This is a genomic window from Cryobacterium sp. M91 (assembly GCF_002929615.1).
Taxonomy (GTDB): Bacteria; Actinomycetota; Actinomycetes; order Actinomycetales; family Microbacteriaceae; genus Cryobacterium; species Cryobacterium levicorallinum.
The window spans coordinates 1-13680 of record NZ_PJJT01000075.1 but is presented as its reverse complement, the minus strand read 5'-3'; the positions used below and the strand labels follow the sequence as shown (position 1 = coordinate 13680).

Annotated in this window: 11 protein-coding genes; 6 read left to right on the top strand and 5 right to left on the bottom strand. The window is 66.8% G+C overall.

Annotated features, from left to right (window positions below; translation table 11 throughout):
- Nucleotides 1-49 precede the first annotated feature (49 nt).
- A complete protein-coding gene (hutH, locus tag CXY80_RS04710; RefSeq protein WP_104131789.1) occupies nt 50-1654 on the bottom strand; it encodes a histidine ammonia-lyase in 1605 nt (534 codons plus the stop codon).
- A gap of 155 nt (nt 1655-1809) precedes the next feature.
- On the opposite strand from hutH, the gene CXY80_RS04705 reads away from it, so the two are divergent.
- The gene (locus tag CXY80_RS04705; protein ID WP_104131788.1) at nt 1810-2583 is read left to right on the top strand and encodes an IclR family transcriptional regulator; all 774 of its coding nucleotides are present in this window, start codon (nt 1810-1812) and stop codon (nt 2581-2583) included.
- Between the two features lie 126 nt (nt 2584-2709).
- Here the strand turns inward: CXY80_RS04705 and ykgO are convergent, their stop codons facing one another.
- The gene (gene ykgO, locus CXY80_RS04700) at nt 2710-2832 is read right to left on the bottom strand and encodes a type B 50S ribosomal protein L36 (RefSeq protein WP_035839829.1); all 123 of its coding nucleotides are present in this window, start codon (nt 2830-2832) and stop codon (nt 2710-2712) included.
- 49 nt (nt 2833-2881) lie between these two features.
- On the opposite strand from ykgO, the gene CXY80_RS04695 reads away from it, so the two are divergent.
- Nucleotides 2882-3958, top strand: a complete 1077-nt coding sequence (locus tag CXY80_RS04695) for a GTP-binding protein (RefSeq protein ID WP_158251568.1) — start codon at nt 2882-2884, stop codon at nt 3956-3958.
- Nucleotide 3959: 1 nt separating this feature from the next.
- Here CXY80_RS04695 and CXY80_RS04690 read toward each other — a convergent pair whose 3' ends face one another.
- Nucleotides 3960-4421: a GNAT family N-acetyltransferase gene (locus CXY80_RS04690; RefSeq protein WP_104131786.1), complete on the bottom strand. Its 462-nt coding sequence runs from the start codon at nt 4419-4421 to the stop codon at nt 3960-3962.
- A gap of 260 nt (nt 4422-4681) precedes the next feature.
- On the opposite strand from CXY80_RS04690, the gene CXY80_RS04685 reads away from it, so the two are divergent.
- From CXY80_RS04685 to paaZ, 4 genes are all read left to right on the top strand, one after another.
- Nucleotides 4682-6844, top strand: a complete 2163-nt coding sequence (locus tag CXY80_RS04685; protein ID WP_104131785.1) for a DEAD/DEAH box helicase — start codon at nt 4682-4684, stop codon at nt 6842-6844.
- 203 nt (nt 6845-7047) lie between these two features.
- Nucleotides 7048-8232, top strand: a complete 1185-nt coding sequence (locus CXY80_RS04680) for a thiolase family protein (RefSeq protein ID WP_092447862.1) — start codon at nt 7048-7050, stop codon at nt 8230-8232.
- Nucleotides 8233-8278: 46 nt separating this feature from the next.
- On the top strand, nt 8279-9172 hold the full coding sequence (locus CXY80_RS04675) for a 3-hydroxyacyl-CoA dehydrogenase family protein (protein WP_092447861.1): 894 nt from the start codon (nt 8279-8281) through the stop codon (nt 9170-9172).
- A 131-nt stretch (nt 9173-9303) separates the two neighbouring features.
- Nucleotides 9304-11361, top strand: coding sequence for a phenylacetic acid degradation bifunctional protein PaaZ (paaZ, locus tag CXY80_RS04670; protein ID WP_104131828.1), 2058 nt, complete (start codon nt 9304-9306; stop codon nt 11359-11361).
- 105 nt (nt 11362-11466) lie between these two features.
- On the opposite strand, the gene CXY80_RS04665 is transcribed toward paaZ, so the two are convergent.
- Nucleotides 11467-11850, bottom strand: a complete 384-nt coding sequence (locus tag CXY80_RS04665; protein ID WP_233194987.1) for an ATP-dependent DNA ligase — start codon at nt 11848-11850, stop codon at nt 11467-11469.
- Between the two features lie 191 nt (nt 11851-12041).
- Nucleotides 12042-13292 (bottom strand): low temperature requirement protein A, encoded by a 1251-nt coding sequence (locus tag CXY80_RS04660; RefSeq protein WP_158251567.1) that lies wholly within the window; start codon nt 13290-13292, stop codon nt 12042-12044.
- Between the last annotated feature and the right edge of the window lie 388 nt (nt 13293-13680).

Here is a 13680-nt window from a genome sequence, read left to right as displayed (position 1 = left end):
ACAACGGGTCAAACGAGCAGTCCAAGGTGCCTATAAGGTGCGGTTCGCACTAGACCAACTCGGGCGCTTCGCATTCCGCGGCCGCGCGCACTGCCCCCGAAGCGACGAGCGCCACGACGCCCTCAATTTCGGGGGAGAGAAAGCGATCGTGGCCGGGACCGGCGGCCACGGTGCGCACGAGGTCGCGTACCGCTCCGGTCGCGGCGCCCGGCTCAAGCGGTGCCCGCAGATCGAGCGAGCGCGCCGCCGTCATGATCTCGATCGCGAGCACCCGGCCGAGCCCGTCGAGCGAACGGCGCAGCTTGCGGGCCGCATGCCAACCCATCGAGACGTGGTCTTCCTGCATCGCCGACGAGGGAATCGAATCAACGGATGCCGGCACCGCCAGCCGTTTGAGCTCCGACACGATCCCGGCCGCTGTGTATTGGGCGATCATGAGCCCGGAGTCCACGCCTACCTCGTGCGCGAGGAACCGCGGCAGGCCCTTGCTGCGGCTCCCATCGAGGTGACGGTCGGTGCGTCGCTCACTCATGCTCGCGACATCTGCTGCGGCAATGGCGAGAAAATCGAGCACGTAGCCGAGCGGGGCGCCGTGAAAGTTGCCGTTCGACAGAACTCGGCCGTCGACCGTGACAACCGGGTTGTCGATGGCGCTGTCCAGCTCGCGGCCGGCCACGAGGGCGGCGTGGGTGGCGGTGTCGCGTGCGGCGCCGTGCACCTGCGGGGCGCAACGCAACGAGTAGGCGTCTTGCACCGAGGGATCCTCGGGGCCGGCGTGGCTCGCGACGAGCGGGGAGCCCTGCAGCAGTCGGCGCAGGTTGGCGGCGCTGTCGGTCTGGCCGAGCTGGGGCCGCAGTTGCTGCAGATCCGCCGCGAAGACAGCATCCGTTCCGAGCAGAGCCTCGACACTCATCGCCGCGGCGATGTCGGCAGTCACGAGCAGGCGGGCCAGGTCGTCGAGGGCGAGCACGAGCATGCCGAGCATGCCGTCGGTGCCGTTGATCAGGGCGAGGCCTTCTTTTTCGGCGAGCACGACCGGCCTGATGCCGGCTGTGGCGAGGGCGTCACCGCCGCCGAGCAGGGCGCCGCTGGCATCGCGCGCCTGCCCCTCGCCCATCACGACGAGCGCGCAGTGGGCGAGCGGCGCGAGGTCGCCGGAGCAGCCGAGCGAGCCGTATTCGTGCACGACCGGGGTTATTTGCGCGTTGAGCACGGCCGCGTAGGTCTCGGCGGTGGCCGGGCGCACGCCGGTTCGCCCGGTCATCAGCGTCGAAAGCCGCAGCAGCATGAGGGCGCGTACGACCTCGCGTTCCACTTCGGGGCCGCTGCCGGCGGCGTGCGAGCGCACCAGGCTCGCCTGCAGCTGCGCGCGCCGGTCGGAGGTGATGAACGTCGTCGCGAGGGCGCCGAAACCGGTCGAGATCCCGTAGTGCGGTTCGGTGTCAGCCGCGAGGGCATCGATGATGGTGCGGGTCGCTGCCACTTGCTGGAGGCTGGTCGGATCGAGGCTGACGCGCGCATTGTGCCTCGCGACGGCGATCACGTCGGCGAAGGAAAGGGCGCCGGTTCCGACGACAACGGTGGCTGCGATTACGGATGCCCCGCTCTGGTCGTGCGCGGATGCGGAAGTCTGAGGCGTGGTCGTGAGGGTCATGGTTCGATTCGACACCCCCAGGGCCCCAGGCGATAGGGCGCTATGCTGCTTCGTGTCCGGGATACCGGACACAAAGCAATCGCCCTGAACGAACGCGGCAGCATTTTCTTCGACTCGAAGTGGCAGCCGCTCGGCGAGAACGTGAGAGGAACGCCATGGCGACCGCATCGAAGGTTCCGGCCGCCGAAAGCACGCTGCGCGTGCTGACTCACCTCGCTGCGCAGCGCGGACCGACACCGGCGGCCGCCGTGGCCAGCGCTCTTGGCTTGCCGCGCTCGACCGTCTACCAGCTGCTCGATGTGCTCGTGGGGCAGGGGTTCGTCGTGCACCTGCCCGAGGAACACCGCTACGGACTCGGCATCGCCGCCTTCGAGCTGAGCACGGGATTCAGCCGCCAGGAGCCACTCTCCCGGCTCGGTCGCCCGTTGATTGCCCAGCTTGTCGACCGGCTGGGGGAGAGTGCGCACCTCGTGGTGCTGCACGGCCGCGACGTGATCTACCTGGTCGAAGAGCGCGCCGCGCACCGCCCCTCGCTCGTTTCCGACGTCGGCGTGCGGCTGCCAGCGCACCTCACGGCGAGCGGTCGCGCCCTGCTGGCGGCGCTTCCGGCGGCCCAATTGCGCGCGCTGTACCCCAGCCAGGCCGCGCTCGAGCAGCGCGACGGCCGGGGCCCGCGCTCCCGGCTTGAGTTGCGGGCGGTACTCGATCGAGTGCGAACCGATACCTACGCCACCGAAAATGGCGAAATCACGCCGGGCATCGCCTCGGTCGCGCTCGCCGTACGCGATCATGCGGGGTGGCCCGCTGCCGCGATCGCGGTGACCTTTGCGCACGACCGCATCCCGGACGACTACTGGCCGGCGCTCGCTGCAACCGTGGCGGCGACGGCCGCCGAGCTGTCCCGCCGCATCGGTGGCCGCCCGCGCTAACGCCCGCGCCGCGCCTCACGCCGAGCCTCGCGGCACTTTTTAGAGATGCGGACACTCGTTCCATTTGGTGCCTCGGTCTACAACGAGTGCCACGAGCCCGGTTCCGCCTGCAGGGGCTGCGACGGGCTAGCCCTGGCGGGCCTTCGCGCGGGGGTTGAGCTTGTTGATCACAAAGGTGCGACCGCGGCGCCGCACGATTTGCGATCCCGGAACCTTCTTGAGCGCCTTGAGGGAATTGCGTACCTTCATTTATTTCTCCATTGCTTATTGAGAACGAATGTCAATTAGACTAACAGGCATGCAGATAGAAACGTATCTTCGGGTGAATGTGGTGAGCGGCCTGGCCGGCGCCGGTAAATCCTCGGTGGCCCTGACCCTCGGGCGGCAGCCATTCGCCCTGGCCACCTCCGTGTCCGATGCCCTGCGCACGGTGCTCACCGAGGTTGCCGACGCGGTGCCGGTCGGCCGGGGGGAGGCGTGCGCCATTGATGTCTTCGTCGAAGCGCCAACCGCGGTGGGCCCGCTGGAAATTGCCAGTTCCCTCGTTGAGACCGGCGACTCTCCGGAGCGGCTGGCGAATGGGCATGCGGTGCGGCTCGGTGACCTCATCACCGTGCTCGATGCCGAGCGATTCTGGGCCGACCTGCGCAGCGAAGCCCCCGCGCCGGTCCCGGAAGAACACGACGTCAACTTCTCCGATACCCACGACGATCCCGACCGCACCGTCGGCGACGTATTGATCGAGCAGGTCGAGTGGGCCAGCATCGTCGTGATCAATAAGACCGACCTCGTGCACGCCCGCGACGCTGCCGATATTCGGGACTTCGTGCGCCTGCTCAACCCGGCCAGTCACGTCGTGTTTGCCGAACACGGCCGCGGCAGTGCCGAGGGTTGGCCGGTGCCACGCCGGGACATGTTCGCCTGGCTGCAATGCAGTCCCGGCTGGGTACGCCAGCTCAACGGTGACGCCCTGCTCTCACGCAGTCCGCAGGGGCTGATCTGTGTCGTCTACCGTGACGTGCGCCCGTTCCATCCGCTGCGCCTGGCCGAATTCTTTCGTGACCGCGCCGAGGAGTCGGGTGAGATCCTGCGTTCCCGTGGCCTGTTTCGCCTCGCCACTCGGCCGTCGACGGTCGGCTCGTGGAGCAGTGCCGGCCCCACGATCACCTTCGAACCGACCGGCATGCAGAGCCATGACCCGGATTCACCGCTAGGCCAGGAGATCGCCTTCTTCGGACGTGACCTCAACGCCCGTCTACTCAGCGCCAACCTCGATGCCTGCCTGCTCACCGACGCTGAATTTCTCGCCGGACCCATGTTCTGGAACACCCTGGCCGACCCGTTCCCCGCCTGGGCGCTCGAAAGCGCCGCCTGAGTTACAGGCTCTTGGCGAAGCAGACGCTGAACTCTTCGCCGACGTACTGGCCGAACAAGTCGATCTGTTCGTAGCCGCGACCGCGGTACAGCGCCATAGCCGCGTGTTGCAGTGGGCCGGTTTCCAATGCGAGAGAGCGGATACCGCGGCCAGCGGCATCCGCTTCGATGCGGTCGAGCAGGCGGCCGGCTATGCCGCGCCCCCGAACTTCGTCGTAAACGAACAGTCGCTTCAGCTCGGCAGTCAGCTCGGCGCCGAGTAGAACCAGGGCGGCCATGCCGCAGGCTGCGCCGTCTTCGTTCCTGGCCACGTAGACGGCAACGCCCGGGCGTTCGAGCTGGTCGGTGCTGAGCAGAAAGCTGCTCTCCTCCGGGTAGAGGGAGTGCGCGAAGACGGTGCCGGCGGTCAACAGTGCCTCAACGTCGGCCTGCCGCGGCGGCTCGATACTGATCGAAATGGTCATGTCCTCAGAATAGATCGAGGCAATGTATACCTATCTGCGTGACTTTTCAGGAGGCATAGGGTAACGTCAACAGGTCGGCTCTTGACACCGCGCTGTGCGCGGATGGGTTTGTAAGTCAAGTTGGGCCGGTTTCCCAGTAATCCGCTGGTGAAAAATCACTGTATGTGAACGGCCCCGACCACAGATTGCTCGGGTTCTCAGTTACGTCGCGTGTGCGATGTTGTTCTGCCATGTACTGAACACAACCCAGAGATATCTTTATGCCTCAAGGCAATTCGCACAACTCCACCGTCGGTCGTGGCGGTAAGAACTTCGATCCCAAGTACGCCTCCAAGGGCGGATCGGGCCACGGTGGTTCCAACAACGCGGGAAGCAAGAGCCCCGGACACCGCGGATACCGCGCTGACGAGGGTGCCCCCAAGAAGCAGCGCTGGAATGCAGACGAGCGTGCCGCGCGCTCGAACGAGCGTCCCTCGAGCGAACGTCCGGCCTACGGCTCGCGTTCCGTTCGCCCCGAAAACGGCGGCCGCACCAACACCGAGCGCAACGAGCGCCCGACCTACAATAACGACCGTCCGGCTCGCACCGAGCGTCCCTCCTATGGTGACCGTCCTCCGCGTACCGACCGTCCGTCCTACAACAACGACCGTCCGTCGTATGGTGACCGCAACAGCGCTCCCCGTACGGAGCGTCCGTCCTATGGTGACCGTGCTCCGCGTACCGAGCGTCCGGCCGACAACAACGACCGACCGTCCTACGGTGACCGTGCTCCGCGCACCGACCGTCCGGCCTACAACAACGACCGTCCCTCCTACGGTGACCGTGCTCCGCGTACCGAGCGTCCGGCCTACAACAACGACCGCCCGTCCTATGGTGACCGTGCTCCGCGAACCGATCGTCCGGCTTACAACAACGACCGTCCGGCTCGTACCGAACGTCCCTCCTATGGTGACCGCAACAGCGCTCCCCGTACCGAGCGTCCGTCCTATGGTGACCGTGCTCCGCGAACCGATCGTCCGGCCTACAACAATGACCGTCCGGCTCGTACCGAGCGCCCCTCGTATGGAGACCGCGCCCCGCGCCGCTCCAACGATGACCGCCCGCCCCGTCGCGACTTCGGCAACGACCGTCCCAGCGACGGCGACAGCAAGTTCTACCCGAAGCGCAGCGAAGAGGGGGTCAAGCCCACCTTCGCCGGTGGCGAAGACGTCGTCCTCGAGCGTCTCGAAGCCATTGCAACGACCGCGTCCGACGTTGTCGGCGTAACCTTCGGCGACCTCGGCCTCGGCGAGAACATCGTTCGCGAGCTCGCCACCCTCGGCGCTCCGGCCCCGTTCCCGATCCAGGCCGCGACCATCCCCGACGTTCTCGCCGGTCGCGATGTGCTCGGCCGTGGCAAGACCGGATCCGGCAAGACCATCGCCTTCGCTGCTCCCTTGGTTGAAAAGCTCATGGAGAACAACGGCGCCAAGGACCGCAAGCACGCACGTAAGCCGCGCGCGCTCATCCTGGCCCCGACCCGTGAGCTCGCGCTGCAGATTGACCGCACCGTGCAGCCCATCGCCCGCAGCGTCGGCCTCTTCACCACCCAGATCTACGGCGGAGTTCCGCAGTACCGTCAGGTGAGCGCCCTCCAGCGCGGCGTCGACATCATCGTTGGCACCGCCGGACGCATCGAAGACCTCATCGACCAGGGTCGCCTTGACCTGAGCGAAGTCGTTATCACCGTGCTCGACGAGGCCGACTACATGTGTGACCTCGGATTCCTCGAGCCCGTGCAGCGCATCCTGCGTCAGACCAAGACCGGCGGCCAGAAGTTGCTCTTCTCCGCCACCCTCGACAAGGGTGTTGCCTCGCTGGTCAAGGAATTCCTGACCAACCCGGCCGTGCACGAGGTTGCCGGCGAAGACCAGGCGTCCTCCACGATCGACCACCGCGTGCTCGTCATCGAACACCGCGACAAGAGCCGCATCATCGAAGAGCTCGTCAACCGTGAGGGCAAGACGCTCATCTTCAGCCGCACCCGGGCCTACGCTGAGCAGCTCGCCGACCAGCTCGAAGACGCCGGAGTCAAGGCCACCAGCCTGCACGGTGACCTCAACCAGGCCCGTCGTACCCGTAACCTGCAGATGCTCACGAGTGGCCGGGTCAACGTGCTCGTAGCAACGGATGTCGCTGCTCGCGGAATCCACGTTGACGACATCGACCTGGTCATCCAGGCCGACGCCCCCGACGAGTACAAGACGTACCTGCACCGTGCCGGCCGGACCGGCCGCGCGGGCAAGACCGGAACCGTCGTGACGCTCATCCCCAAGCAGCGCAAGCGCCGCATGGACGAGCTGCTCGACCGTGCCGAGATTGACGCGAGCTACACCTCCGCCACCCCCGGTGACGCGGCTGTACGCGAACTCGCCAACATCTAGCATCCGTTTGAACTAAAAGGGGCACTCGCCAACCGGCGGGTGCCCCTTTTTCGCGCCCGGCGCCCAGCGGGTTGTGCGAACCCGGCCGCGTCTGCCAGAATTACTTTCCGAACGATCGGTAAGTTGGCAATCGTTTCCGCAGCCACCTACAGCCACCTACAGCCACCTACAGCCACACGCAGACACCGTCGTCAGGAGAGAATATGGCCGAGGCCTACCTCGTTGGAGGAGCACGCACCCCCGTAGGCCGCTACGGCGGAGCGTTGGCCACGGTTCGTCCCGACGACCTCGCCGCGCTCGTCGTCGGCGAGGTCGTACGCCGCGCCGAAATCGACCCCGGCCTGATCGAGGAGATCATCTTCGGCGCCGCCACCCAGGCCGGCGAAGATAACCGCAACGTCGCCCGCATGGCAGGGCTGCTCGCCGGGCTGCCCGACCACGTGCCCGGAATTACCGTCAACCGGCTCTGCGCCTCCGGAATGTCCGCCATCACGATGGCCGCCCAGGCGATCCGCGCCGGCGACGCCGACCTCATGATCGCCGGCGGAGTCGAATCCATGACCCGCGCACCTTGGGTGCAGGCCAAACCCGAGCGCCCCTGGGCCAAGCCCGGCGCCCAGTTCGACACCTCCATCGGCTGGCGGTTCGTCAACCCCAAACTCGCCGCCCGAGACAAGGCCACCTTCTCCATGTCGGAGACGGCCGAGGAGGTCGCCCGACTCGACGGCATTACCCGCTTAGAAGCGGATGCCTTCGCCCTCCGCAGCCATCAGCGCGCCGCTGCCGCGATCGATGCTGGCCACTTCGTTGACGAAATCGTCGGCGTGCCCACCAAAAAGGGCGAGGTACTCGTCGATGAGGGCCTGCGCCGGGACACCACCCTCGAGGGCCTCGCCGCCCTGCGCCCCATCGTCGCGGGCGGCTCCGTCGTCACAGCCGGCAACGCGAGCTCGCTCAACGACGGCTCCTCGGCGATTCTGGTCGCGAGCGGTGAGGCCGTGAAAAAGTACGGCCTGACTCCGCGCGCCCGCGTCGTCGTCGGCGCGAGCGTCGGCCTGGCCCCCGAGATCATGGGCCTCGGCCCGGTCGTCGCCACCCAGCGTGCCCTCGAGCGCAGCGGCCTCGACATCGCTGACCTCGGGGCGATCGAGCTCAACGAAGCCTTCGCCACCCAGTCCATCGCCTGCATCCGTCGCCTCGGCTTCGATGAGGAGATCGTCAACCGGGATGGCGGGGCGATCGCGCTCGGGCATCCGCTGGGATCGAGCGGAGCGCGCCTGGTCGTGACCCTGCTGGCCCGCATGGAACGGGAAAATGCCGGGCATGGCCTCGCCACGATGTGCATCGGCGTCGGCCAGGGCTCGGCCCTCATTCTGGAGCGGGTCTAGTGTCGAAAGGCACGGCCGTCGTAATCGTCACTGTGGAGGATGTCTGATGTCTGTTTCTGAACTGGAACTCGGTGATCGCGGCGAAAACGGCGTGCCCGACCGGGTTGGCGTGCTCGGCGGCGGGCGCATGGGCGCTGGCATTGCCCACGCCTTCCTGCTGGCCGGTGCCCGCGTGGTACTGGTTGAACGCAACGACATCGAAGCAGATGCCGCGCGCGCGCGCGTGCTGCGCGCCGTCGACGCGAGCATTGCCCGCGGGGCCACCGGCGAAACCCGTCTCGAACTCGAGGCCCGCCTCGCCGTCGGCGCCGACTTCGGTCTGTTCAGCGACCGGGAACTTGTCGTGGAGGCCGTCCCCGAGATACGCGCGCTGAAGGTCGACGCCCTGCAAAGGGTCGAAGCAGAGCTTCCCGATGACGCCGCGCTCGCCAGCAACACCTCATCGATCTCGATCGACGACCTCGCCTATGAGCTGAAACGGCCGGCCCGCTTTCTCGGCCTGCATTTCTTCAACCCGGTTCCCGCCTCGAACTTGGTCGAACTGGTCACCGGCAGCGCGACCTCGGCTGAATTGGTAGCGGATGCCCAAAGCTGGGTCTCCGCCCTCGGCAAGACTCCGATCACCGTCAGCGATGCCCCCGGATTCGCCTCCTCCCGGCTCGGAGTGGCCCTCGGGCTCGAGGCCATCCGCATGCTCGAAGAGGGAGTCGCGAGCGCCTCGGATATCGACGCCGCCATGATGCTCGGCTACAAGCATCCGGTTGGACCGTTGAAACTGACCGACCTGGTCGGGCTCGACGTGCGGCTCGGAATCGCCGAATACCTGCACAAACAGCTCGGCGCCCGCTTCGAACCGCCGGCGCTGCTGCGCAAACTTGTAGCCGAGGGCAAGCTCGGCCGCAAGTCCGGCCAGGGCTTCTACCACTGGGACGAGGCCTGATGCCCGCCCCGACCACGCGAGGCACTCTCGAAAACGCACCCAATCCGTTGGTCGAGCCTGTCGAGACCGCCATTCCGACAACGCGACCCATCCTCGAAAACGCACCCCATCCCATCGCCAAGGAGGCGCCCATGACGACCATTCTGCCCAGCTACGTTCAGGGCGCCTGGTGGACCCCGACCGATGTCTCGATCGGTACCGACGTCTGTGACGCCTCGACCGGCGAGGTCGTCACCCGCGTCAGCACCCACGGCCTCGATCTGGCCGCCGCGCTCCACTACGCGCGCACGGTCGGCCAAAAATCGCTCGGGGAGCTCACGTTTCACCAGCGTGCCGTGCTGCTCAAGCAGATGGCGCTGCTGCTGACCGAGCGCAAGCAGGAGCTCTACGCGCTCTCCAGCCGGACCGGCGCCACCAAGGTCGACTCCTGGGTCGACATCGACGGCGGAATCGGCGTGCTGTTCAGCTACTCCTCCAAGGGCCGCCGTGAACTGCCCAACGCCCGTGTCTACGTCGACGGACCGGTCGAGCCGCTCTCCAAGGACGGCTCCTTCATCGCCCGCCATATTTACTCGCGCCTGCCCGGCGTGGCCGTGCAGATCAACGCCTTCAACTTTCCGGTCTGGGGTGCCCTGGAGAAGTTCGCGCCGGCGTTCCTGGCCGGCGTGCCGACCCTGGTCAAGCCCGCGACCCCCTCCGGCTACCTTGCCGAGGCCTTCGTGCGCATCCTCGCCGAATCCGGCCTGCTGCCGGAAGGCTCGCTGCAGCTCGTCTCCGGCAGCGTGCCGACCCTGTTCGACGACGTGCGCCTCGGCGACCTCGTCGCTTTCACCGGATCGGCCTCGACCGCCGAGAAGCTGCGCGCGAGCGACGCCGTGCAGACCGGGGGAGTGCGCTTCACCAACGAGACCGACTCGATCAACGCCTCCGTCCTCGGAACGGATGCGGCCAAGGGCACCCCCGAATTCGACGCGTTCGTCAAGCAGGTCGTCACCGAAATGACGGTCAAGGCCGGCCAGAAGTGCACCGCGATCCGCAGGGTCATCGTGCCGCGCGCGGCGATGGACGACGTGGTCGCGGCCGTGCACGCACGGATCAGCGAGCGCATCGTGCTCGGAGACCCGCGCGCCCAGGGCGTGACCATGGGACCGCTCGCCTCCACTGCCCAGCGCCTCGAGGTGCTCAAGCAGGTCGCTCGCCTGCAGGAGGCCGGCGGCAAGCTGGTCGTCGGCCAAACGGATGCCCCCGCCGTTCTGCACGCGGACGGCACGACCGGGTTTGCTCCCGACGGCGCTTTCGTCGAGCCGCTGCTGCTGCGCTTCGACGATGCGTCGGCCGCCGCCGTGCACGAGGTCGAGGCCTTTGGCCCGGTCTCGAGCGTGCTCGGCTACGACTCCATCGATGAGGCCATCGCCCTCGTTCGGCGCGGCGGCGGATCGCTCGTGACCAGCATCGCCACGCACGACCCGTCAGTGGCCGTCGCCTTGATGACCGGCATCTCGGCCTTCAACGGTCGGGTGCTCGTGCTCGACCGTGACGACGCCCGCACCTCGACCGGGCACGGTTCGCCGGTGCCGCAGCTCGTGCACGGCGGCCCAGGCCGGGCCGGCGGCGGCGAAGAGCTCGGCGGCATCCGCGCGGTGCTGCACCACATGCAGCGCACCGCCATTCAGGGCTCACCCGAGATGCTCACGGCGATCACCGGAATCTGGCACCAGGGCGCGACTGCGCGAGCCGGCTCCACGCATCCGTTCAGAAAGAGCCTGGCCGAGCTCGTAATCGGCGATCAGATCGTCTCGGACTCGCGCACGGTGACCCTCGAGGACATCGAAACCTTCGCCCAGTTCACCGGCGACACATTCTACGCCCACATGGACGAAGCGGCCGCCGCAGCCAACCCATTCTTCCCTGGCCGGGTGGCCCACGGCTACCTGCTCGTCTCCTGGGCCGCTGGCCTGTTTGTCGATCCGGCCCCCGGACCGGTACTCGCGAACTCCGGCCTCGAGAACCTGCGTTTCGTCACGCCGGTCTCGCCCGGTGACAGTATCCGCGTCGCGCTCACCGCGAAGCAGATCACCCCGCGCGAGACCGACGAGTACGGCGAGGTGCGCTGGGATGCCGTGCTGACCAACCAGAACGACGAGCTGGTCGCGTCCTACGACGTGCTCACCCTGGTTGCCAAGCACTAACTTCCAACAGGGAATTCGGGCGGGCCCGCGCATCGAGCGCGGGCCCGCAGTCGTGAGCTCGGTCCGCGGTCGGGCGCGCCCCTCGGTCGTGATTGAGCCCGCTCGCTACACGGGCAGGGGCACGGTGGTTCCGCGCGTGGACGGACGGGCGGTGACGGTGGTCCTGGGTCGCGGCGACAGAGGAGTGGCCGGCATGGAGTCGTCCTCGCTCACTACGACCAGTCCCTGGGCGCTGTTGGCCGAACGGCTCAGGTCTTCGATCCACTGGCGGTTGAGGGTGGCCGCCCGACCTCCCACGAACTTGAAGTAGAGCGGAATAGCGGGATTGAGCCAGATCGAACTGCGCCCGGACCCCACCTCGGCGGAATCGCGCCAGGACAGCAGAAAGCTCTCGCCGCGGCGCAGCTTCTGAACGATCACCATTTGCAGGTGTGCCAGGGTGCGGTCGTCGATCTCCACGATGACTCGGTCATACGTAAGAGAGCCCATGAGCGCCTTCCAGTCAAATTCAGCAATGCCGCTCATCTCAGTATCTCGGCCGCGCCAGGAGAGCACTAGAGGCCAACGGCCCCACCTGCCCCCCAGTTCGTCCGGGGCCTGGGGCCGGAACCTGAGCCCAGATTATAAACTGGGCCCGCGTTCGTAAGGTGGGCCCAGCATCCGCTCAGCACTAGCGTGATTCAACCGGCGTCGTCGTCTGTGGTGCCGGCGCGAACGCGCGCGATCGTCTCCCACGCCGCCACGGCAACCAGAATGACCGAGGTCGCGACGCCCAGCCCGAGCGGAGTCACGAGGGCGGCGGCCGCACCGGCCACGGCGAGCACGGCAATTCCGACGACGTGCGACATGAGCACGGTGCGCGCGACGATCCAGCGAAACAGCAGCAGCCCGACGAGGTAGAACAGCGGCCCACCGACCAGGGTGACGGCCACCGGAAGCGTCATCACATCCTCCGGATGCTCGAGCACTGATTTGTCCGCGACCGAGGTCAGCACGATTCCGGCGATGACGATCGCGTGCACGTAGGTATAGGCGAGTCGAGCGATGCGGCCCGGCTCGCTCGACGCGGCGATTGCCTTGCTCCCGGCACGCTCCCCGTGATCGAAATAGAGCCACCACATGGCCACGCCGTTCACAAAGGCGAGAAACAGACCGGCAATCCCCAAAGCGGATACCTCCTGGTCGACAAATGCAAACCCGGTCACCAAAAAGGACTCGCCGATCGCGATGATCACGAACAGGGCGCTGCGCTCGGCAATATGCGGGCCGGAGACATCCCAGTCGTCGACACCGGGTGCTTTCAGCCCGGGAACGCGAAACCCGAGGCTCGCGGACCCGTACTCGATGGCGAGGGCGATGAGCCAGGCCGGCAGGCGATAGGTCAGCGGCAGCAGCGCCCCGACGATCCAGAAGGCGCCGGCTGCCGACAGCCAAAGCAGAATGCGCAAAAATGTCGCGTGCAGGGCCGGATCGTGCCGGGCGAGGGCCAGCACCATGAACACCGAGCGCCCGAGTTGCAAGGCCACATACGCGATGGCGAAGATCAGCCCCTGGTCACCGAAGGAATCGTAGATCGAGGTACTGATCACGAGACCCACGAGGGAGAGGCCGATGACGACACCGCGCACCGGCAGCCTGGCCGGATCGAGCCAGTTGGTAACCCAGGTCGTATACACCCACAGCCACCACAGGGCGAGCACGAGAATGATCGACTCCAGTGCACCCACCCAGGACTGGTTGGCATACAAATAGCGCGAGAGCTGAGTTAGAGCAAAGACGAAAATAAGGTCGAAAAACAACTCGATGTAGGTGACGCGCTCGCTGCGCTCGGTGTCCTCCGGCCGCAGCAGGCTTCGCCGAAACCCGAGACGCAGAATCCAGGCGCGATGCTCAAGCGGATGCTGCTGCGTCGTCTTCGATGATCGGCTCACGTCCCCAGTCTCCCGCAAGCCCCCGACATCCGCAGTTCCAATTCCGCTCCCATGCTTCAGTCCTCCTGTAAGCGTCCCCACCTGCCCGGCCCCGCCCTCACTTCTGCACGGGGCCCGGTCTAGAAACTGAGTCCACGTTCATACGGTGGGCCCGGCTGCGCGGCTGCCCGGCCATCGCGGGGCGATCTGCGGAACGCGCTCTTTTTCGTTGATCGAGCTCGTCGAGATTGCCATACGACCGGCGTGAGCTGGTCTGCGTTGCCGGCCCTGCGGCTGGGTGGGGGAGGGGGTGTCGGGGCTGCGACACGCCCGGGTGGGGGGCGTTTTGACGGGTGGGTGGTCTGGCCGTAATGTATCTATACGTACCCCAAAGGTGCGGAAAGCCGTA